19 protein-coding genes and 1 tRNA gene are annotated in these 21168 nt (G+C 65.6%); 2 read left to right on the top strand and 18 right to left on the bottom strand.

The genetic code is table 11. The annotated features are described in order from the left end of the window. Positions 1–10: 10 nt before the first annotated feature. The 13 genes from ACTJI2_RS02170 to ACTJI2_RS02110 form a co-directional block, all read right to left on the bottom strand. The gene (locus ACTJI2_RS02170) at positions 11–1837 is read right to left on the bottom strand and encodes a hypothetical protein (RefSeq protein ID WP_440840940.1); all 1827 of its coding nucleotides are present in this window, start codon (positions 1835–1837) and stop codon (positions 11–13) included. A 434-nt stretch (positions 1838–2271) separates the two neighbouring features. Then, positions 2272–3390 carry an HDOD domain-containing protein gene (locus ACTJI2_RS02165; RefSeq protein ID WP_440840939.1) on the bottom strand — a complete coding sequence of 373 codons (1119 nt, stop codon included), beginning with the start codon at positions 3388–3390 and terminating at the stop codon, positions 2272–2274. Positions 3391–3564: 174 nt separating this feature from the next. After that, positions 3565–4434 (bottom strand): ribonuclease H-like domain-containing protein, encoded by an 870-nt coding sequence (locus tag ACTJI2_RS02160; protein WP_440840938.1) that lies wholly within the window; start codon positions 4432–4434, stop codon positions 3565–3567. After that, a complete protein-coding gene (locus tag ACTJI2_RS02155; RefSeq protein WP_440840937.1) occupies positions 4431–6845 on the bottom strand; it encodes a DEAD/DEAH box helicase in 2415 nt (804 codons plus the stop codon). Before ACTJI2_RS02155 ends, ACTJI2_RS02160 begins: the two co-directional genes overlap by 4 nt. Before the next feature lie 141 nt (positions 6846–6986). Beyond that, positions 6987–7061 (bottom strand) — tRNA-Val (locus tag ACTJI2_RS02150). 98 nt (positions 7062–7159) lie between these two features. Beyond that, positions 7160–7504 carry a RidA family protein gene (locus tag ACTJI2_RS02145; protein ID WP_440840936.1) on the bottom strand — a complete coding sequence of 115 codons (345 nt, stop codon included), beginning with the start codon at positions 7502–7504 and terminating at the stop codon, positions 7160–7162. 97 nt (positions 7505–7601) lie between these two features. Continuing rightward, a complete protein-coding gene (locus ACTJI2_RS02140; RefSeq protein WP_440840935.1) occupies positions 7602–9455 on the bottom strand; it encodes a diguanylate cyclase in 1854 nt (617 codons plus the stop codon). Between the two features lie 158 nt (positions 9456–9613). Further along, positions 9614–11482 carry a tetratricopeptide repeat-containing diguanylate cyclase gene (locus tag ACTJI2_RS02135; RefSeq protein WP_440840934.1) on the bottom strand — a complete coding sequence of 623 codons (1869 nt, stop codon included), beginning with the start codon at positions 11480–11482 and terminating at the stop codon, positions 9614–9616. After that, positions 11457–11747: a hypothetical protein gene (locus ACTJI2_RS02130; RefSeq protein ID WP_192198960.1), complete on the bottom strand. Its 291-nt coding sequence runs from the start codon at positions 11745–11747 to the stop codon at positions 11457–11459. The genes ACTJI2_RS02135 and ACTJI2_RS02130 overlap by 26 nt, the downstream gene beginning before the upstream one ends. Further along, a complete protein-coding gene (locus ACTJI2_RS02125) occupies positions 11722–12579 on the bottom strand; it encodes an SAM-dependent methyltransferase (RefSeq protein ID WP_192198959.1) in 858 nt (285 codons plus the stop codon). The genes ACTJI2_RS02130 and ACTJI2_RS02125 overlap by 26 nt, the downstream gene beginning before the upstream one ends. A gap of 101 nt (positions 12580–12680) precedes the next feature. After that, complete coding sequence (locus ACTJI2_RS02120; RefSeq protein ID WP_440840933.1) at positions 12681–14417, bottom strand: M1 family metallopeptidase; 1737 nt, start codon at positions 14415–14417, stop codon at positions 12681–12683. 106 nt (positions 14418–14523) lie between these two features. After that, positions 14524–14970 (bottom strand): thioredoxin TrxC, encoded by a 447-nt coding sequence (gene trxC / locus ACTJI2_RS02115; RefSeq protein WP_192198957.1) that lies wholly within the window; start codon positions 14968–14970, stop codon positions 14524–14526. Further along, positions 14967–15521: a GNAT family N-acetyltransferase gene (locus ACTJI2_RS02110; RefSeq protein ID WP_440840964.1), complete on the bottom strand. Its 555-nt coding sequence runs from the start codon at positions 15519–15521 to the stop codon at positions 14967–14969. Before ACTJI2_RS02110 ends, trxC begins: the two co-directional genes overlap by 4 nt. Positions 15522–15589: 68 nt before the next feature. On the opposite strand from ACTJI2_RS02110, the gene ACTJI2_RS02105 reads away from it, so the two are divergent. Then, positions 15590–16702 carry a tetratricopeptide repeat protein gene (locus tag ACTJI2_RS02105; protein WP_440840932.1) on the top strand — a complete coding sequence of 371 codons (1113 nt, stop codon included), beginning with the start codon at positions 15590–15592 and terminating at the stop codon, positions 16700–16702. Between the two features lie 12 nt (positions 16703–16714). On the opposite strand, the gene thpR is transcribed toward ACTJI2_RS02105, so the two are convergent. The 4 genes from thpR to ACTJI2_RS02085 all read right to left on the bottom strand — a co-directional run bounded on the left by thpR (position 16715) and on the right by ACTJI2_RS02085 (position 19270). Then, positions 16715–17293, bottom strand: coding sequence for an RNA 2',3'-cyclic phosphodiesterase (thpR, locus tag ACTJI2_RS02100; RefSeq protein ID WP_440840931.1), 579 nt, complete (start codon positions 17291–17293; stop codon positions 16715–16717). 61 nt (positions 17294–17354) lie between these two features. Beyond that, complete coding sequence (locus ACTJI2_RS02095; RefSeq protein WP_440840930.1) at positions 17355–17951, bottom strand: 2'-5' RNA ligase family protein; 597 nt, start codon at positions 17949–17951, stop codon at positions 17355–17357. 32 nt (positions 17952–17983) lie between these two features. Continuing rightward, the gene (locus tag ACTJI2_RS02090) at positions 17984–18250 is read right to left on the bottom strand and encodes a DksA/TraR family C4-type zinc finger protein (RefSeq protein ID WP_183637101.1); all 267 of its coding nucleotides are present in this window, start codon (positions 18248–18250) and stop codon (positions 17984–17986) included. 93 nt (positions 18251–18343) lie between these two features. Beyond that, the gene (locus ACTJI2_RS02085; protein WP_440840929.1) at positions 18344–19270 is read right to left on the bottom strand and encodes a M14 family metallopeptidase; all 927 of its coding nucleotides are present in this window, start codon (positions 19268–19270) and stop codon (positions 18344–18346) included. 213 nt (positions 19271–19483) lie between these two features. Here ACTJI2_RS02085 and ACTJI2_RS02080 point away from each other — a divergent pair, with 213 nt between their 5' ends. Continuing rightward, positions 19484–20086 (top strand): DUF1579 domain-containing protein, encoded by a 603-nt coding sequence (locus ACTJI2_RS02080; RefSeq protein WP_203323666.1) that lies wholly within the window; start codon positions 19484–19486, stop codon positions 20084–20086. Between the two features lie 54 nt (positions 20087–20140). Here the strand turns inward: ACTJI2_RS02080 and ACTJI2_RS02075 are convergent, their stop codons facing one another. Then, positions 20141–21055, bottom strand: coding sequence for a VOC family protein (locus ACTJI2_RS02075; protein WP_203323667.1), 915 nt, complete (start codon positions 21053–21055; stop codon positions 20141–20143). Positions 21056–21168: the final 113 nt, after the last annotated feature.

The raw sequence follows: 21168 nt of genomic DNA, 5'->3' as shown, positions 1-21168 counted from the left end.
CCCCACCCCGTCACGGCGACGGCGCGCTGCTCCTGGTCACCTTGATGGGACGCGCGAACGTGTCGAAGCACAAGGTCGTCCCGTTGCCGCCGCAGGTGGCATCCACCTGCCAGGTGAACACCGTGCCCTGTTGCGTGGTCACGACCTTGCGCTGTGGTGCGTGGTACTGGGACATGCCGTCGCCGCGCCCGTTGGGGCTACGCCCCAGCAAAGGGGGGTACGCCATGCCCGTGGCACTGAGCTGGTAGGTCGTCTCGTCCGTGCGCAGGAGGGCGGATGCACTGCCGCCGCGCTCGGTCTTCAGCAGCTTGCCCTCGTCCTCGAACACCTTGGTGCCGAAGGTGTAGCGCAACCACTCTCCGGGACCATTGACCGTCACGGTCTTGGTGCGCACGCAACTGGTGGGCGTGGGACAGCTCTGCGACCAGCTGCCGGTCGGTGCACTGTAGGCATACGTCCAGGTGGCGGTCGTGATGCCGGGACCGCTAATCTGCTTGCTGGTCAGGCTGGGCGTGTCGAAGGTCTGCGGAATGACGGCGTAGCGCACCCGGCCGCCACCGCCCATGACGCAGCCATTGGGCACATAGGACCGCCCGTGCCGCACCCAGTTGACGGTGAAGCTGCCACTGGCCCCCGAGGGGTGCGTCAGGGTGCCGGTACCGCCGGAACCACCTACATCGCCGGCGGACTCGCAAGTGGTCGTGTCCGGGAGGTAGGTCACGTAGAGGGTCCGCAGCCCCGCCAGGCTGTAACTCCAGCGGCCATTGTCCGGCAGCGTCACCGTGGTGAGCGCCGTGCCGGTGGTATCGGTGGTGTAGGCGTACGTCCAGGTCCGCGTGCCGGCCGTGGCCGTCGCAATCTGGCCGTTCGCGTTGTAGGTCAGGTCAATCTGGCGCCCGTCACTGGAACTGATGCGGTTCAACCGTCCCGCCACCGCGGCGTCATAGGTGTAGTCGACCCAGTTGCCGAAGCGGTCGGTCACCCGGGTGGGCAGGATGCGGACTTCCTGCCGGTTCAGAATCAGTTCGTTGGCGGCCATCGGCTGGACGATGATTCCATCGGCCGGGGGCGCGGCTGCGCTTGCGGAGAATCCCTCCGTCGCGCTGTAGATGCGCCTCATGAGACTGGGCGCGGTGCGCTTTACCGGGTAGTCGAACCGGTATGTCGTGCCGTCCGGACCGCGCGCCAGGAAGGCTTCGCCGCTGATGCCATTGGCCGTATTGGCCAGGCAGGAGAAAAACCAGTGGCCGGAGGTCGTCCAGTAATAGGTCGCGCCGTCGGCCGGCTTGCTGGGGTTTTCCGACGCCACCAGCAGCATTTCCTGGTCGCCGCCTTCCGGGAGATGCAGGGAGTTGCCGGCCCAGAACTCCTCGGCCTCGAAGTAATTACCCGAACCAGACCCGGATGCTTCGGCATCCGGTGGCATGGCGGTATTGACGTTGACCGAGCAACGCGCGTTGGGCGTGAGCGTGCGCACCTGCCACCCCACCTCGCTGGACAGCGTCTTGCGGGCGAACGTGCCGTACAGGTAGGGAATGTCGAGTTCCCAGTCGCCGAACGCTCCCTGCGAATACAGGCTATCGCGCGACTCGACCTTGAAGCTGCGGCGAATTTCCACCGGTAGCGCATTGTTCCCGCGCAGGCTGACGTCAGTGACGGTGAAGGACAGGCTGCCGGTATAAAGATTGACCTGTTCGCCGAACAAATCATTGCCCAGCGCGCCGATGGCCTCGGCGGTTTTAATCTGCTTGGCGTATTCCTCGTGTGTTTCCTTTTGCGTCTGGGCCGATGCCGGCTGCGAAAAACCCGTCCAGGCAATCATGCTTCCCAGCAACATTTTTGCAGTGCAGCTACGCAACATCCCTATCTCCCCGTTCAAGACTCCCTCGAAAGCGCGCTGCCCCTTGTACGCCAAGGCTCCATTCTTTTTCCGTGCGTCCGCCGGTTTCGGTGATACTTCAGGCTGGAGCATCCGCTTCCGTCCGCCGCCAGTCAACCGGGGCCTCGCCTCAGAACTCAGCTGAAAAAGGGGCGCCGCTGTCCATGTTCTACCACCAGCATGACAAACAGGCGCAGACAATGGATTCCCCGGTATCGAAAGCAGGCAAGGCGGCAATGCATGACAGCCAGTTCCGCCTGGAATATCTCCCCTGCACCGCCTTTACAGGCGGACGATCTGCAAAGAGGGCGGGCGGGAAACGGCTACGTCATGCTATCTGCTGAATGCGCCAGGTTCCCAGCCAGCGTTCTCGCCGCGTCCAGCGCATGGCGCTAGGCAGCGCTAGCCACCCGATCAAACAGGCTATCCGCCATCTCCCGCCAGCCGGCGAGTTGATGCAGCACACCGAGCGATTTGAGGTAATCCTCATCGACCTGCTCGTTGCTGGCGAGCGCGCCGGCGACATGCACGGCGCCGGGGACCCAGAAGCTGCGCAGGCTGGAGCGCTGCGGTTGGCGATGGAAGGCGACGGCTTCGACGATGGGCATGGGCAGGCCCCACAGGCCGAGCAGGTAGGCGCCGGCTTCGGTGTGGCCAGGGCGTTCGTCGCCTTCGGCGGCGACGGGTTCGCGTTCGTCGCGTACGCCGGGCAGCAGCAGGCCGACGTCGGCGAGCAGCGCGGCGGTGGCGCCGAGTTCGGCGCTGGTTTTCGGCAGGATGCGCGCGGCCAGGCGCGAGGCGATCAACGCACGCTGTTGCAGGGCCAGGCGATCGACGTTGCTGCCGGTCTTGATCGAGAACACTTCGCTGGCCAGCACCAGGTCACGCAGGGTCGCCAGGCCCAGCCTTGTGACCGCCGCGCGCAGATCGGTGATGGCGCGGCCGTTGGAGAAATAGGCCGAATTGCACAGCTGCAGCACCTTGGCGGCGATGGCCGGATCGCCGGAGACGATGCGGGCGATGTCGCTGCTGTCGCCGTCGTCCTCTTCCAGCGCGCGGGTCAGCGCGAAATACAGATGCGGCGGCGATGGCAGGTGCTCGACCCGGCCAATCACGCGGCGCAGGCGCGGGCTGTCCAGCAGGTCGCGCAGTTCTTCCAGGCTGTGGATGGCTTCCAGCACGGTCTCGGAAGACAGTGGCAGTGGCAGGAAGCGATGGGCGACGCCGATCAGCTTGATCGGCGGGGAAACGCCGGCCTCGGTGTTTTCCAGCAGCGCGATGCGGATGGTTTCCGGACGCAGGGTGCGAATCTGGCCAAGCAGCGTGGCTGGCGGCAGGTCGGGCAGGCCCGGGCCGACGATCAACACGTCAATCGGGGAATTGGCGACCGCGAACATGGCGGTGTTGCCGTCGGCAACGAACTCGACCTTCCATTCGTCGCCCATGTCGCCGATGTAGTCGGTCAGATCATCGGGCAAACAGGCGGTGTCGCCCACATACAGGATCCGCAAGGCACTTCCCCTTCAAACCATTGTCCAGTGGCGCATCCGAACCCTGGATACACGCCCGCGCGAAAATCTACCGATTTTTCGGCCACGCGATGACATTCCTGAAGGACTGTCACGCGATATTGCGCAGCCCTTCACACAACCGCCATGGAAAGACGGCGTCGAAACCGGAATTCGTCAAATTTTTGGCGCGATTCCGGGCAGCGAACGCTCTTCCACCGGCCCGGCGGAAGACAGGTGCGCGAGCAGGCGGGCCAGCGTGACCACATCCTGGAAGTTGTGCGCGGTTACCCGGTGCAGCAGTTCGGACGAGCCGCCACGCAGATAACCCAACCAGGCCGCGGGCGCTTCCGAACCTGGCAGGTCATCCTCGCGCACGATCTCCAGCGCGCGCCGCTCGATGGTGGCGAGGCGGCAGTTTTCCCAGACGCCGCGATAGCGGCGACGGGTGGGATACAGCAGGTCCAGGTGGGCCAGCCCTTCCAGCGGATTGCGACGGCGAGCCAACCGGTAGCGGGTGATCAGCAAGGGCGCGTCGTAGCAGCGCCCGTTGTAGCTGACCAGCCGCGTGTCGGACCGCAGCCAGCCGGCGAAGGTATCCAGCATGGCGCGCTCGGCGGCCAGGTGCGCGATCAGCAACTGTCGCACCCGCAGCCCTTCGGGAACGAAATCCGAGGCGCCGATCATGAAGGCGCGGGTGCCGGTGCCACCCGCCAGTCCGGTGGTCTCGGTATCGAAGAAAAGAAGCTGCGAGGCGGAAAGAAGATCCTCGCGCGCGAACGCGCCGTCGAACGACTCGGGTATCGCCGGCCACGGCAATATCCGCTCGATCAGATGCAGGCCATCGGCGATCTCCTCGCCCGGCAGGATGCGCTGGTGCGCGGCGGCGCGCGAGGGCGGTGCCGAACGCGTGCGCACACCAAGCATCCGCCGCAACGAAGTGGCCATGTCGGTAGCCGGCGCGCGGACCGCAGGTGGCGATGCGACGGGTGTGGGATGCCCAGCCTGCTGGCGCAGCCTGCGCAGGTGTTCCAGCGCGGTGCTCATGCGACCGCCAGCAGTTCCAGCACGCGTCGCGCCAGCACCTTGGGGGTCACCTCGGCGGTCTCGTCGGCGGCCAGGATGGGACCGACGCAGGCCGGGCAACCAGCGGGGCAGCCACAGCCATCCACCAATTCGCCTGCACGCCGCACCAGTTCGGCCTGCCGGCGCCACAGCGGTTCGCTCAGGCCGATGCCGCCGGGGTAGTTGTCGTACAGGTACAGCGTGGGCACGAAACGATCGCCTTCCAGCGGCGACAGCAATTGCCCTTCGCCGCCGCGCAACTGTCCCCTGCCCTGCGCATCCGGCACCGCGAACCAGGCGCCGTCGCCATCGCCCACCGCCTTCTGCAGATCCCGGCCTTCAGCCATCACCGCCACGGTGGCGGCGATGTGCAGCGCGTTGGCCGCGCCGAGGAAACCATCCAGCGCCTCCTGCCGCGAGGCGAAGCCCGCATGCAGGGTCTCCGGCGGCAGCTGCCACCACAGGCTGGTGGTGTGCATTTCCTGATCCGGCAGGTTGACCGGGCCGTAGCCGATGTTCTCGTGGGTGTAGTAGCGGATCTTCTTGTAGCCGGCCACGCGCCGGACCACGTGCACTTCGCCGTGATGGCAGGTGCCCTGCCCCGCGCGGCAGCCGTCGAAACGCTCCAGCACCTTCAGCTTGGTGTAGTCGATGGCGTCGGTGTAGTAGTCGACGTGGGTGCGGGTGACGTAGGCCTTGCGGCCTTCCCAGTCCAGCCGCTCGACCTGGTAGGGCGTGGACTGGATCATGTGGATGGCGCCTTCGTAGAGGGTCAGCGGCGCGGCGCTGAAATCCACTTCCGCGATGATGGTCTGGCGGCCGTCGGTGCGGTCCACCACCACGAAGTTGCCGTCCGCCACGGCGCGCAGGCTGACCGCGTTGGCCGGATAGCTGTCGGCGATCCATTCGTAGCGATCGCCCTCGCGATGGATCACGCTGTCCTCGCTCAGCAGTTCCAGGAATGGCGCCGGGTCCACCGGACCGAAATGCTCGCCCGCCAGGAACGGCAGTTCGAACGCCGCGCAGCGGATGTGATCGAGCAGGATCATTGGCTGGTCGGCGGCGATGCGCGCGTGTTCGGGTGGGCTGTCGGCGAAGAAGTCCGGATGCCGCACCACGTACTGGTCCAGCGGCTGCGAGCTGGCCACCAGCACGCCCAGCGAAGGCTGCTGGCGGCGCCCGGCGCGGCCGAAGCGCTGCCAGGTGGCGGAAATCGAGCCGGGATAACCGTTCAGCACCACCGCGTCCAGGCTGCCGATGTCCACGCCCAGTTCCAGCGCCGAGGTGGAGACGATGCCGTCGATGCGGCCGTCGCGCATGTCGCGCTCGGCCTGGCGGCGCTCGGTCGGCAGGTAGCCACCGCGATAGGCGCGGATCCGCGCGGGCTTGCGCGGGTCGTGGTCGAACACGTCCTTGAGGTACTTGGTCAGCACCTCCACCATGGTCCGCGACTGGGCGAACACCAGCGTCTTCAACCCCGCCTTGATCGCCAGCCGGGCGATGCGGTTGCTCTGCGAACGCGCGGATGCGCGCAGGCCCAGATCCGGATTGACCACCGGCGGATTCCACAGCAGCACATGCTTGTCGCCGCTGGGCGCGCCGGACTCGGTGATGGCGTGGACGTCGGCTTCCAGCAGCGCCTCGGCGTGCGCCTTGGGATTGCCGATGGTGGCCGAGCACAGGATGAACTGCGGCGAGGCGCCGTAGAACGCGCACACCCGACGCAGGCGGCGCAGCACGTTGGCCACGTGCGAACCGAATACGCCACGGTAGGTATGGACTTCATCGATCACCACGTAGCGCAGGTTCTCGAAGAACTGCGCCCACTTGGTGTGGTGCGGCAGGATCGCCTGGTGCAGCATGTCAGGATTGCTGACCACGATGTCGCCATGCAGGCGGATGGCCTGGCGCGCGTCGCCCGGCGTATCGCCGTCGAAGGTGAAGGCCTTGATGCCCAGTTCGCCGGCGGCGTTGAGTTCCAGCAGTTCGCTGACCTGATCCTGCGCCAGCGCCTTGGTCGGAAACAGGTACAGCGCCTTGGCGCTGCCGCCCATCACCGCCGACGCCACCGGCAGCGTGTAGCACAGCGACTTGCCCGAGGCGGTGGGCGTGGCGATGACCAGGTGCCCGCCCGCCTCGGCGTGTGCCCAGGCTTCAGCCTGATGCGAATAGAGCCGCTCGACCCCGCGCTGGCGCAGCGCGCGCGCCAGCGCCGGCGGCAGGGTTTCCGGCAATGGGGCGTAGCGCCCCTCGCGCCCGGGCACGGTCAACTGGCCGGTCACTCGATCCGGATACTTGGCCGCCAACCGCTCGGACAGGCGACTGCCGTCGGCGGTACCGGCCGGCAGCAGATCACGATGGGAACGGGCGATTTGCCGGGCGGGTACGGACATGGGCGGCCTCCAGAAAGGTCGCCATCACAAACCACCGCCGTCGCAGGATTTGAGATTGACGCCCGGGGCGCTCCCTCCTGCACGCCCCGACCGGACGCGAAAAAGCAAAAGCCCGGCTTGCGCCGGGCCTTTGCGTACAACTGGTGGGCGGTACAAGGTTCGAACTTGTGACCCCTGCCGTGTGAAAGCAGTGCTCTACCGCTGAGCTAACCGCCCGAATCTCGGGCCGCGTATGTTAATCGGGCCTGCCGGATAGGTCAAACATTTTTGCCCGCCGACCCGCAAAGGCCCGCCACGCGGGCCATTCCGACGGCTCAGACCGCGGCGGTCACCAGCACCTCGATGCGCCATTCGGCATTGGCCAGGCGGGCCTGGACCGTGGCGCGCGGCGGAGTGTGGCCGGGCACCACCCACTCGTCCCAGGCCTGGTTCATGCCCTCGAAGTCGAGCATGTCCTTCAGGAAGATTTCCACCCGCAGCAACTTGCTCTTGTCAGTCTCGGCCTGCGCGAGCAGCGCGTCGACGGCGGCCAGTACCTGCCGGGTCTGGCCGCGGATGTCCTGACTGGCGTCGTCGGCGATCTGGCCGGCCAGGTAGACCACGCCGTTGTGGATGGCCATTTCCGACATGCGGGGGCCGACATCGAATCGCTGGATCATGGGGAAAGCTCCTTCATTCATCGGCACTGGCTGTGCCGCCGATGAAGCTTAACGCAGGCGCGGTTCACCTGGAGTCGCAAGGCGCGACGATGTCTTTTCAGCTTTCCTGTTCCTGCGTTTCCCGGCGTGCCGTCTCGCCGCTCGCCGGTACCGTCCGCCGTTCGGGCAACGAATAGCCACCTTCGTAGGCGCTCACCTGATTGCGACCGTCATGCTTTGACCGATACAGCATGCGGTCGGCGAGCGAAAACAACCTGGCGAGTTGATAGCCGGCCAAAGCGGTGGTGGTGACGCCGAAGCTGGCGGTGACGAGGAATCGATGGCCCGTGCCCGAAGTATCGATGCGGGTGACGCGCTGGCGGCAATCCTCCGCCGCCTCGACCGCCTGCGCCAGGCTCATCCCAGGCAGCAGCAAGGCGAACTCCTCCCCACCCAGCCGGCCAACCACGGCATTGCGGTAATCCAGGCCACGGCAAAGCTCGGCCACCCGCACCAGCACCTGATCGCCGGCGGCGTGGCCGTAGCGATCATTGACCGTCTTGAAATGGTCGAGATCGAACATGACCAGCGCGACTTCCTGCTCGTTCCTCGCGCACTGGGCCAGAAGGCGTTCGGACTGGATGCTGAAATGGCTGCGATTGCCGATGCCGGTCAGCGCGTCGGTCTGCGCCAGCCGCTTGAACATCATCTGGGTGCGCTTGGTGCGATATGCCCAGTAGCCGATGCTGGCCAGGAGCATGGTCAACAGCACCACCACCAGGCGGGTGTTCTGGACCGACTTGCTCTCCAGCTTGCGTTGCAGTTGCAGCAACTGGTTCTGGCTGCCCAGGCGCTGGATCTGCTCCGACTTTTCGAAGGTTTCCTGGCGGACGATCTGATAGGCCAGCTCGCGCGCCTTGATCTCGTTGAGATAGGCCTTGTCCGCTTCCGCGTAGCGGCGGTAATAGACCAGCGCGGTTTCCGTGTCACGCCTGCGCTCGGCAATCCGGTACATGGTGCGGTAGGCGCCGACCAGCGACTGGGTACTCGTGCCGACCGCTCCGCTGAGCGCAATCGCCTCGGAAGCATAGGTTTCCGAGGCCTGCAAATCGCCGCGCTCGAACAGCAGGTCGGCGAGCGTCGCCTTGACCAGCACGGCCAGATATGGATATCGGAACGACTCGACCTCCGCCATGTGCGAACGCAACAGCGCGATGGCCTCGGGACGCTTGCGCTCCGCGGCCATCGTTCTCGCCAGTATCACGCGCATATGGTTGGCGAGCAGTCGCTCTCCGCCTCGCGTGCACTGCTCGATCGCCTCTTGCAGCGAGTCCATCCTGTCCGGAGACAGCGTCGCCAGGTTGAGCATCGCGTCGTACTTGAGATACTCAGCGAAGCAATGGGCACGGGCATCCGGCTGGCTGGCAAGGATGCGTTCGGCATACTGCATGCCCAGGCTGTACTGCCCAATCTCGTTGTGCAGATAGGAGGCTTCCACCAGGGCATGGATACGCAACTGCGGGTCGCGCACTTGATCCAGTTGCGGCAGCAGGCGACCAAGCTGCCGCAGGCTCTCCGCGAATCGCCGGCTCTTGGTGTAAAGATTCACCAGCAGTGCGCCGGCCCGGAAGCGGGTATCGCTGTCGGTCGAAGACGCCATCAGCTTCTGCAACCGTGGAATCGCCGCTTCGTACTTGCCGGAAAAGGCAATCCCGTACGCCTCGAGATACGCCAATTGATCCTGTTGGAGACCTCGCAACTCCTGCCGCCTGCCCTGCAGCTCGCTGACGAGTTCGGCGAATCGCACGGGATCCCCGCTGCGGACCGATTCGGCCTGCGCCAACAGTTCCGTCACTTCGGGTTTCGGCGTACCCGCGGCCACACTCGTCGATGCCAGCAGGGTCAGGCACAGGCAGCACGCCCGGAGGTAGCCCACGGCCCGGCGGCCCATCCCCGTGTCCAGGGTAGCCATCACCTGCCCATACCGCGTGAGTGCAGACGAACCCAACCGCATTGAACCTGTACTTCCCCCATTTTTGGAGGCCCGCGCCGACCGGCCTGCCTGCGCGCGATCTTATCGCATCGGTTCCCACTCGGTATCGGGCAGCCCGTTCAGGTCGCCAGCGCCGCTCAGCCTGGTCGCGCGCCCTGCGTCTCGGCCACCTCGGTCCAGGACGCTCCAGGGGTATGGGATGCCTCGCCGTCATCCTGGGAAGCCGCCCGGAACGCGGTGACCCGATTGCGTCCCTGGGCTTTGGACTGGTAGAGCATCCGGTCCGCATCGGAAAGCAGGCGCTGCAGTACATAGCCGGATATGGCGGTCGAGGTAACTCCGAAACTCGCGGTCACCTGAATCCGCTGGCCGATCTCCGATGTGTCGATCGAAGCGATACGCGTCCGGCAGTCCTCGGCCAGGCGAATCGCCGAGCGAAGATCGCAGCCGTACATCAGCATCGCGAACTCCTCCCCGCCCAGACGCCCCAGCACATCGATCCGCCGGCACAGCGACTGGCATACCTGCGCCACCTGCTTGAGGACCCAATCGCCCGCCGGGTGGCCGAACCGATCATTGATTGATTTGAAATGGTCGAGATCGAACATGATCACCGCCACTTCCTCTCCATTGCGCTCGCACTGGCTCAACGTCCGCCCTGCCGACTGGGTGAAGTGGTGGCGGTTGCAGATGCCGGTCAACGCATCTGTCTCGGCAAGATGCTTCAGCGAAACCTGGACGCGCTTGGTCTTGTACGCCCAGTAGGCGATGGTCGCCAGCAACACGACCAGCAGGATGATAATCAACCGGGTGTTCTGTCCCGCCTGTTTCTCCACCTTGCGTTGGAGTTTGAGCAGTTGGTTCTGGCTGTCCAGTCGCTGGATCTGCTGGGATTTCTCGAGAATCTCCTGGCGGACCATCTGATACGCGAGCTCGCGCGCCTTGACTTCGTTCAGATAGGCCCGGTCGGCTTCGGCATAACGGCGGTAGTAGACCAGTGCCGTCTCCGAATCCTTCCGCGCCTCGGCGATCTGGTACATGGTCTTGTAGGCACTGGCCAGCGAGGAGGTGCTCCCGGGTGTGTTCTGGGCCAGACTCTCGTTCGCGTAGGTCTCCGCCGCGGCGTATTCGCCTGCGTCCAGCAAGAGTTCGGCCAGGAACGCCTTGACCTGCGCTATCAGGTGCGTATAGCCAGTCTCCTCGATCTCCTTCAGGTGCCCATCCATCAAGGCGATGGCCTGCTTGCGACGGTTGGATTCGGCCCATTTCTTGGCGAGGATCAACCGGATTCCATTGGCGGTGACCGTCTCGTGGGATGCATCGCACTGGTTGATCGCTTCGACGACGATGTCGTCATCGGAAGGCAATTCGCCCAGGTTGTAAAGCGAATCGAATCGGGCCTGGTTGGCGAAACACAACGTACGCGCGTCCGGTTCCTCTTCCAGGATCCGATCCGCATAGCGCAGGCCCAGGCGGTACTGTCCGACCTGGTTGTAGAGATAGGACGCCACGCCCAGGCCGTGATGACGCAACTTGGCCGATTGGATCTTGTCCACCAGGGTGAGGGTCTGCTCCAACTGGCGCAACCCGTCCGTAAACTGGCGGCGCAGGGCATGGGTGTTGACTATCAACGCGCCCGCACGGAACTGGATCTCGGGATTGGTCGAGGACTCCATCAACGCGCGGGCGTGCCTTATCGCCTCGTCATAGTGTCCGCGAAAGCTGAAGCCATAGGCTCGCAGGTACTCGATCTGTTCCCTCTGGGCCTTGTCGGCGCGATCGATTTGCTGCTCCAGTTCACCTAGCAATCGCTGGAAGCGGTGCGGATCCGAACTCCGCGCCTCCTCGGCTTGCTGCAGCAGCGTCTCCAGTCCGGGAGACGCTGCCGCCATGGCCAGGAAGGGCAGACACAAGGCGAACGACAGCATCCCGCAACGCAGGATGGTTCGGATCGTCGCACGCCGGCCCACCGTCGTGACCTTATTCCTCTTCCGGCGCGTCGCCATCCGGGGTCGGGTCGCGCAGCGGTTCCGTATCGTCCGGGGTATCCAGCGGACTCGGCTCCTGGCCAGGCTCCCAGAGGATGCAGAACAACGGGGCGCGCTTTTCCAGCGCATCGGCCAGGGCCACCGCGTCCTGACGGCGCAGGGCGTCGCTTTCGTTGCCGGTCAACTCGAGCGAATCGATCATTTCCTGCAGCTGCTCGGCCGGCAGGCGCGACAGCGCCGGGTTCTGGCCCAGTGATTCAAGAAAACGTATTGCGTTTGACATGGTGCGTCCTCTGCGGTTGGTGGTGGAAGGAAGCCGGGGCGCGGTTGGCCACGGTTCCCAGCAATTCGAGCTTTTGGCGCAAGTCCCGGTTGGGCTGCATCGGGCATGCCGGAGGCACGACCAGAGTGGTCTGCAGATTCAATTCCATCATCGGCAAGGCCGACAGCGGGAACCGTTCCTGGCGCGGTTTCGTGATCGGCAAGGTAGCCGCTTCATAGGCGATCACATGGTGATTCAACGGATAATCCTGCGCCAGCAGGTCGACCAGCAACTGCCGTTCGGCGGACGATGTACTGAATCGCCGCAGGCTTCGGTCGCCAGCCAGGCCCACCTGCCAGAGGATCAAGTATGCGGAGGGATCGATGCGCCGCTGGTAGAGCATGAATTGGCTGGCTTCGTAATGCTGGCAGCCATAGGTGCCTGGATCGATGCCCAGGTCGGCGTAGAGACAGTCTTCCGCCGAGATGCCTGGCTCCATGCTCGCGTCGAATCCTTCCTCGCGGGCCTGCTCTATCGCCAGATGCGGCGCCAGCGCGAATACGCCGGGGTGGCCGTAGAACGCACCGCAGACATGCTTTCCGGCACGGACTTCCACCAGCATCGACTCCACCATTTCCCCATAGGTATCGCGGCGTGACTTGCCTTCCGCGTACAGCGGTTGCAGGCTGCGGACATCGGCGTTCATTCCCTGCACCCACAACTCGACGAGGGGGTCGGAAACGGCGAGAAAGACGACATCTGCCTGTTCAATGTGGCCGCGTGCGCGGGGGCCGATATGGGCCCCCAGCATCATCCCCGTTCCCACGCAGACCAGGCTTCCCCGCACGTCCATCGCGCCGCCGAAGGTTTCAAAGAGCGAAATCTAACGGTCCAGCCGCCGCAATGCAAAAAAATGCCGTGACAGGATCGGGGCGGCCACCCATCCCGCGCCCCTCAGCGTGCCTTTTCCTTGGCCGCCTCCGCCGCCGCCTTGCGGCGCGCCTCGGCGTCCTGCTGGTATTCCACGATATGCGGCAATGCCCGCAGCAGGCGCGAAGCCGGATCCAGGGTATAGGTCTCGCCCGCGGGGAGCGCCAACCGGCCCCGGCCGTTGTCCATGGCCACGGTCTGGACCTTGCCGTCCACCCCGCCGACACGGACTTCCACGGGTACCGGGAACGGCAGGTCGTCCGGGGTCTTCCAACGCAGGTTCAGGCCGCTGGCGTCGCGCTCGGCGACCAGTTCCGGCAGCGCGGCGCGGTACAGGTAGACGTCGAAGAACCAGCCGTAGTCGCGGCCGGTCACCTTGTGGACGATGTCGATGTAGTCGCGGGTGGAGACATAGCGCGGCTTGAACTTGCCCGGCTGCGGCGTATCGGTGCCGTACACGGCCTGGCGGATGCTGGCGAAGAAGGCCTCGTCGCCGATCAGTCCGCGCAGCATGTGCAGCATCAGCGAGCCCTTGTAGTAGATGTCCAGGCCCGGGCCATTCTCACGGTCATAGACGGTCTTCTCGGTCTGGCTCTTGCCGGACACGATCGGGTACTTGTTGGCCAGCCCGGCGCGCTGGTCCAGCAACGCGGCGTGGTACTCCATCTCGCCGCGCAGGTACTGCAGGTAGAGCGGTTGCATGTAGCTGCCGAAACCTTCATGCAGCCACATGTCGTCCCAGTCCACGTTGGTCAGCTGGTTGCCGAACCACTCATGGGCGAACTCGTGCTGCAGCAGCCAGTCGTAGCCGTACTTGTCCTTCTTGTAATCGTTGCCGTAGGCGTTGATGGTCTGGTGTTCCATGCCCAGGTGCGGGGTTTCGACCACGCCCATCTTCTCGTCGCCGAATGGATACGGGCCGATGTTGCGTTCGAAGAAGTCCAGCACCTGCGGGAACTCGGCGAACAGGCCGCGCGCCTTCGCCTCGCGCCCCTTCAAATGCCAGAAATGCAGCGGGATGGTGTTGCCGAAGCGGCTGCGGTACTCGCCCTTCATCTCCTCGTAGGGACCGATGTTCAGGGCAATGGCATAGGTATTCGAATCGCGTGCGCGCCAGTGGTACGTGCGCCAGCCGTCCTTTTCCTGCATGCCCATGGCGATGCCGTTGCCGGCCGCAACCAGCGGCGCCGGCACGGTGATGTGCTGGTCCACGACCAGCGGTTCGCCCTGCGGGTGGTCGATGCAGGGCCAGAACAGGTCGCAGCCCTCGCCCTGCACCGCCGAGGCGACCCAGGGTTCGCCGGTGGGCGCGGTCGCCCAGACGAAGCCGCCGTCCCAGGGCGCGCGCTTGGCCACGTGCGGCTTCCCGCCATAGACGATGCGGACCTTCACCTGCTGCTCCGCCGCCACCGGCGCGGGCAGATCGATGGTCATGCGCCCTTCCGGATTGCGCCAGGCGCTGGCCGGCAGGACGGCGCCGTCGGCCTCGACCCGGCTGACCGCCAGGTTGCGGTCCAGATCCACGACCACCCGCTGGATCGGCGACCTGGCCCGGAAGGTCAACCGGGCGTCGCCCTGGATGGCCTTTTCCGCCGGCACGACCTTGAAGCTCAGGTCCGCATGCTCGAACACGACCGCCTCCTGTTCAGGCGCGCGCGGCACCCCGGAGTCACGGGTCAGGTCGGTGATGTCGGGCTGTTGGGCCAGGGCGGCCGCGGACAGGCTCAGGGACAGGGCAAGCATCAGGCGGGAGGACTTCATCGGCATCTCGGCTCCGTTCGGGGCGTGGCGACCACCACGACAACCGTCGATGGTGGCACGCCTGTCCGGACCAGGGGTATCCGACTGAAGTCATGGCGGCGCGGGATCAAGCCCCGGCCAGCGCGCGCCGGGCCCAGTCCACTATCTGCTCGCGTGACAACGCCCCGGACTGGCGGGCCAGTTCACGCCCGCCGCGAATCAGGACCAGGGTCGGAATGCTGCGGATACCGTAGCGGGCGGCCAGCGCCGTCTCCGCTTCGGTGTCCACCTTGGCCAGGCGCATCCGCGGTTCCAGCGCCTGCGCCGCGGCCTCGAACTGCGGCGCCATCGCCAGGCATGGGGCGCACCACGGTGCCCAGAAGTCCACCAGCAGCGGGAGCTCGCTGCGCAGCGCGTGGCGGTCGAAGTCGCCGGTGGTCAGCGCCAATGGCCGCCCGCGAAACAGCGGCTGGTGGCAGCGCCCGCAACCGGGCGACTGGCCGAGCCGTTCCGGCGGCAGGCGGTTCATCGCCCCGCAATCCGGACAGGGAACCAGCCAGTGGGTTGCGTTCATCGCGTTTTCCGCCCCACCGTCTCGGCGCGGCCTTCGGACAACCGCAGGTGCAGCAGCGGGAACGGTTTGCCCAGCCCATCCCGTTCGGATCGCGATTCCAGCTCAAAGCCCATGTGCAGGTAGAACCCCACCGCCCCCGGATTCTGTTCGTTCACGTCCACCCGGCGCGCGCCCCAGCTTTCAATCGCGTGACGGAACAACGCCTTGCCCGCGCCGGTCCCGTGGTGGGCCGGGTCGACGAACAGCATCTCCACCTTGCCCGCCTCCACGCCGACGAACCCGCAGGGCTGGCCGTCGCCGGCCCGGGCCACCGCCAGTCGCTCGGCGGAAGGGAGATAGCCATCGCGCACCAGCGGCCGGAACATCTGGATGTCGGCCTCCTCCAGGAAGTGGTGGGTGGCGCGGACGGCGGACTCCCAGACCTCGAGCAGGCGCGGCAGATCGGCGTTGGTGGCGGCTTCGATTTTCATCCGCGCAGCTTGCCACGATCGGCGCCGGGGACGCAGTTGTAATCCGCGCTTCCGTTTGTCTTTCCCATCCGTCGTTTTCACTCCACCAGCCACGGAAAGGACTAGACTGGCGGCGACCGGAGTTTGGCCGAAGACGTGGAGGTACGCGTATGGCCACGTGGTTGCTCGCCGCCGCCCTGGCGCTTTCGCCGCAGCCGCCGCTGCCGGATGCGCAGGTTCCTCCCGACCTGCCCTCGGTCGAAGAAATCATGGCCGTGCCTCCGGAACTGCAGGACCGGTTCCGGCAATGGATGGCGCAGGCGGGCGACGTCCAATCCTCGGCACGACTCAACCGGCTGGTCGACTTCCTGTTCTCAAAGGAAGGCGGCCTGGGCTTGCAGTACCAGAATGGCGCCAACTACACCGTCGGCCAGACGTATCAGACCGGTCGCGCGAATTGCCTCAGCTTCACCCTGATGGTGGTGGCACTGGCGCGCGCGGACGGACTGCAGGCCTACGCACAGGAAATCGAGGACGTGCTGACCTGGTACCAGGAGGGCAACACCGTCTATCGCAACAACCACGTCAATGCCGGCATCCGCATCGGACGCCAGCGCTTCAGCGTGGACGTGGCCTGGGACCAGGTCATCGCACGGCAACAGCCCGAGGCGATTCCCGACACGCACCTGTTCGCCATGTTCTATAACAATCGTGCGGTTGATCTGCTGGGCGCCGGCCACGCCGCCAGCGCACAGGCGTACCTCGCGCGCGCGCGCGCGCTGAGCCCCGGATATCCGGCATTCTGGAACAACACGGGTGTTGCTGCACTCCGGCGTGGCGACGCGGCGGGCGCCGAACGCGCTTACCTGCATGCCCTGACACTGAATGAGAACTACTCCTCCGCGCTGTTCAACCTGGTGACGTTCTACAACCGCAGCGGGCGCGTTGCCGAGGCCAAGCCACTGCAACGGCGGCTGGAGCGGGTTCGTGCGCACGACCCATTCGATCAGTTTCTGCTCGCACTCGAGCACGAGCGCTCGGGCGACTACGAGGGTGCGATCGACTATTACCAGCGCGCCATCCGGCTCTTCGGCAGCGAACACCGGTTTTATCTTGGGCTGGCGCGGGCGTATCTGCATCTTGGCAAGGCACGCCGCGCGGGCCGCGCCCTCACCCGCGCCCAGGAATTGAGCGAGGGAGCGACACGTGCCCAATACCAGGCCAAGTTGGAGCGCCTGCGGCGGCCGCGCGAACCGAGCATCTTCGGTCCACAACCGCGCTGACATGCCAGGGGCTCAATCTGTACCGAGGCGCCAGTGGCCGAGGAAGGTGTAACCCGATTGCCCCTCGATGCTCTGTATCAACACGAATCCATCGGGCGCGAGGCCAACCGACGCCACCGCCGGCGTGGCGGCCCCTGGCTCGCTGTAGCCCAGGGTCAGATGCGGCACAAAGCTCTTGCCGACATGGTCCTTGAAACCGGCCCGGATCAGGCGTTCCTGCAGGCCACGCCAGAAACGGAGCAATTCCGTCGAGGAAGAAGAGGCCGCCAGCGTAAGCGCCGGTCGCCGTGGATTGCCCAGCGGCAGCAGATGATCCAGTTGCAGGTGGAAGGCCTCACCGCTGAAGCTTTCCGCGGCTTCCCGTGCCCGCGCTATCCAGTCTTCCCGGGGACCGCTGCTCTCGCCCAGGTAGTGAAGGGTCAAATGGTAGCGCTCCGGATTTACCCAGCGCGTATGCGGGTGGCTGGCGCGCAGTCCATCCGCCACGTCCGCCACCTGTGCACGCTCGGATGCGGATGGCAGCAGCGCGAAGAACAGGCGGTGCAGTGGTGCACTGCCTTGGCTCTCGAAGAGATCATTCTGCATGGACATGCCGGATCCTAGGCCAGGCATCCCTGCGATTCCAGCCGACGGCAGGAAAAACCCGACAGGTTCATAGCAATGGCCAACGAGCCACCCGCAGATGCTCCGAGTACCCTTGATTGCTGATCACCAGATCCACCGCAGTGGCGCGAAACCGAACGGTTGGAACCGGCAACCTCTCCTCTGGAAGGCCATCGCAATAGCCGAACGTCATATGCGGTGCCATGACCGTCCTTTCCCCTACGAGCCCATAGGGCTGCTGCGCGTCGGCGAGTGCGTTTCGCAATCCGTGGACCACGCGCCCGGTGGCCTGGTCCGCGACGAGGACACACGCTCGATCATCCCTGCCAAAGCGCGCGCTTGTCTCCAGGACGATGTCGAATGCCGGAAATGAAAACCGTCCGGAGGCCGCGCGCAGCGCGAGTTCCAACGGCTGTCTCAGCCGGGCCGGTTTTCCGCATTCGGCAACACTGACATGCAACAACTCCGCCGGCCTGGCGGAAAATTTCCGTACACCCAATGTCCGGACCAAGCGATGACGTGCTTCCAGGAGGAGAGGATGCGCGTCCGCCTCCGGATAGATGGCGAAGAAGATAGGTGCGAACCGCCAGGCTCCGGCGAGCCCGATGCTGCCTGGTTCAAGACTTTCCGGAAACAGATCGGACATGGCCTACGTATCCAATGCACCACGAAACTCCGTCAGCGCAACTGGCTGTCCTTGCTCCCGCGCCGGTTGTACATCTGCCCCTGCTCCTGCGCCTGGTCGGCCGCTTCCTGGCAGGCCACGCACAGGCGCACGCCGGGCACGGCCTTCTGCCGTGCCGGCGGAATCGGCGCATCGCATTCTTCGCAGTGGGAGAGGCTGGGACCGGTCGGCAGATTGCGGCGCGCGCGCGCAATCGCGTCCTTCACGGTCGCGTCGATCTGATCCTGTACGGCGCCGTCGCCGGCCCAACCGGTTGCCATGGTCCTGTCCTCTCGGGTGTTACCGGGCGGAGGTTACACCCGCCGCCCCGGATTGCCTTTCACGGAACGAAATGGGGCCGGACTCCGCGGGCTTCAAGCATGGGCAAGTGCGTAGTCGATCGCCGCACACACCGCCGCCACCTGGGCGTCGTTGCATTGCGCGGGGGTCGCCTTGGGGCTGTCCGGGTAGACCTCGGTGGTGGTGGTGTAGCGCGCGTTGGTCACGCCGGCACACAGCCCCAGCGGCTTGAACGCGTACTCGATGACGCCGGGTGCCACCACCGGCGAGCCGATGATCTCGCCGTTGGCGTCGGCCGGCGCGATATGGGTGACCTGCTCCACCGCCGCGATCACCGCGCGCTGGAAGTCGGGCTGCGGATTCTCGCTGTCATCGACCAGGTAGAACCCGTCGGGAATCTCGCCCGGCTCGAACGGCTTGCCGTCGCGCGCGGCCAAGGCCGGGCGGAACTCGCTCTCGTCGGTGTCGGTGGTTTCATGCAGATCGATGTGCATGCGCGCCAGGTCGCGGATCGGCGCGACCAGCCGGATCAGCGCGGCCGATTCCTGCGCCGGGCTGTTTTCGCGGAAGGAGCGGTTCGGATCCAGCGCGTCGGCGTCCCAGCGGTGGATGCGCTCGTAGCCCCATGGGCTGATGCACGGCGTCACCAGCAGGTTGACCTTGCCGGCATAGTCCGCCGCATGCTGTTCCAGGAACTGCAGCGCGCCGCGCACGCCGCTGGTCTCGTAGCCATGCACGCCACCGGTCACCAGCATGACCGGCAGCGCCGGATTCCAGTCGCGGCTGCGCACGGCGAACAGCGGATAGCGGCCGTCCGCGCCGTAGTCCAGCTCACCGTACTGCTCCACGTCGAACCGCGCGCGCAGGCGCTCGATCACCGTCAGCACGTCGGCGGCATAGCTGCGCTGGACGGTCTGGCGGGAGCGCCATTCGGCTTTCTCGGCGGCGCCCCAGGGCTGGCCGGGTGTGCCGATGGGATAGAAGCGGTCGGTCGTGTTCATGCGGGGGCGACGGGCGGAAGCGGAAAAGGAGCAGCACTTTAGCAGGCCCGTGCGGGCACGCACCCATGCGCCGCGGCCCGTGCGCTGGGTTCCGCGTGTTTCCCTTCCCGGACCCACGGTGGTCCACCTTCACGCGGATTGAGCGCGGACTGGTGCAAATACGGCGCACCCCCATGCCCACCGCAACCTGGCCATGTCCCCGGAGGTCCTGCCATGAAGTGCAGTTCCGTTCTTTCCCTCGCCCTCGCCTGCCTGCTGCCCGCCGCCTCGGCCACGGCGCAGGACGACAAGGCACCCCCCATGACGCCCGAAATGAAGGCGATGATGGAAGCCTTCCAGAAAGCCGGCACGCCCGGCGCCGAACATCGACAACTCGCCACACTGGCCGGTACTTACGACCTGACCGTGAAAAGCTGGCACGCTCCGGATACCCCGCCCACCATCGACAAAGGCACTGCGACCCGCAGGATGATCCTCGGCGATCGCGTGCTGGTGGAGGAAGTGAGCTCGCAGATGATGGGCCAACCGTTCACCGGACAGGGCCTGCACGGCTTCGACAATGTCACCGGCAAGCACTGGTCCACCTGGAACGACAGCATGAGCACCGGCCTGATGGTCAGCGAGGGCACCTGCGACGCCAGCATGGCCTGCACCTATACCGGCACCTATCACGACCCTGTCAGCAAGAAACCCGTGACCTCTCGCATGACCACCCGCTGGTCCGACAAGAGCACGGAGGTATTCGAGATGTACGCGCCCGGCCCGGATGGCAAGGAGGCCAAGATGATGGAGATTACCTACAAGAAACGTCCTTAGGCGCCGATCCGCGACAGGCACGGGGCGGTTCGCGACCGCCCCGTGCGTCGCGGGCTACTGCTCCCGCGCCGCCGCTTCGATCCTGGCGACGTCCAGCTTGTGCATGTCCAGGACGGCCTGCGTGATCCGCCCAACCAGCGCTTCATCGCCCGAGGTCATCATCTCGTCCAGCCCTTGCGGCGAAATCTGCCAGGACAGCCCGAAGCGATCCTTGCACCAACCGCACTGCTCGGACTCAGGCACCGACGACAGCTGCGCCCAGTAGCGGTCGATTTCGGCCTGATCGCGGCAGGTGACCAGAAACGAGATGGCTTCGTTGAAGGCAAAGCCGTGCGGATGGCCGCTGTCCATCGCCGCCATCCAGGTATCGCCCAGGCGGAAGTCGGAGAACATGACCGTGCCGGCGCGATCGTTGGCGCTGTCCTCCGTGTAGCGGGCCATCTGCCCGGCTTCGGAATCGTCGAACACCGAACGATAGAATTTCGCAGCCTCTTCGGCCTTCCCGTACACCTCGCCGGTGAACATCAATACCGGCACGATGCGCGGGCGCGGGGGTGCGCCAGGCGGACTGAGCATCAGTTGCCAGGACAGGCCGTAGCGATCCTGCACCCAGCCGTAGTGCTCGCTGAAGGGATACGCATCCAGCGGCATCAATGCCTGCCCGCCGTCGATCAGCCTGGCCCACATCGCATCCAGTTGCTCACGCGCCTGCCCGTCACGCGCGGGATCGAAATGGACCAGGAAGGAAGTCGAGGGATTGAACGTGAACACGGGACCGGCGCTGATCGCCATGAACGGCTGGCCGGCCAGCGTGAACGAGACCACGTCGCAGTCGCCGGAGGGCGTATCGCGCAACCGGACGATGGAGTCGACCTGCGAATCGGGAAACAGCGAGCAGTAGAACGCGGCGGCTTCGCGGGCCTGGGTGTCGAACCACAGATGCGGGGTGATGGGTTTCACGAGGGACATGCGGAAGCTCCTGCGGGATTGAGGGTGTAATCAACCGACGAACCGGGCCACCTGAAATCGACACCCTTCCACATCTCCCGTAAAGCCGCTGTTGCCATCCAGGCGGTCCCGAC

The sequence above is a fragment of the Pseudoxanthomonas sp. 22568 genome (genome assembly GCF_052044485.1).
Taxonomy (GTDB): domain Bacteria; phylum Pseudomonadota; class Gammaproteobacteria; order Xanthomonadales; family Xanthomonadaceae; genus Pseudoxanthomonas_A; species Pseudoxanthomonas_A beigongshangi.
This window is presented reverse-complemented; position numbering and strand designations above follow the sequence as displayed.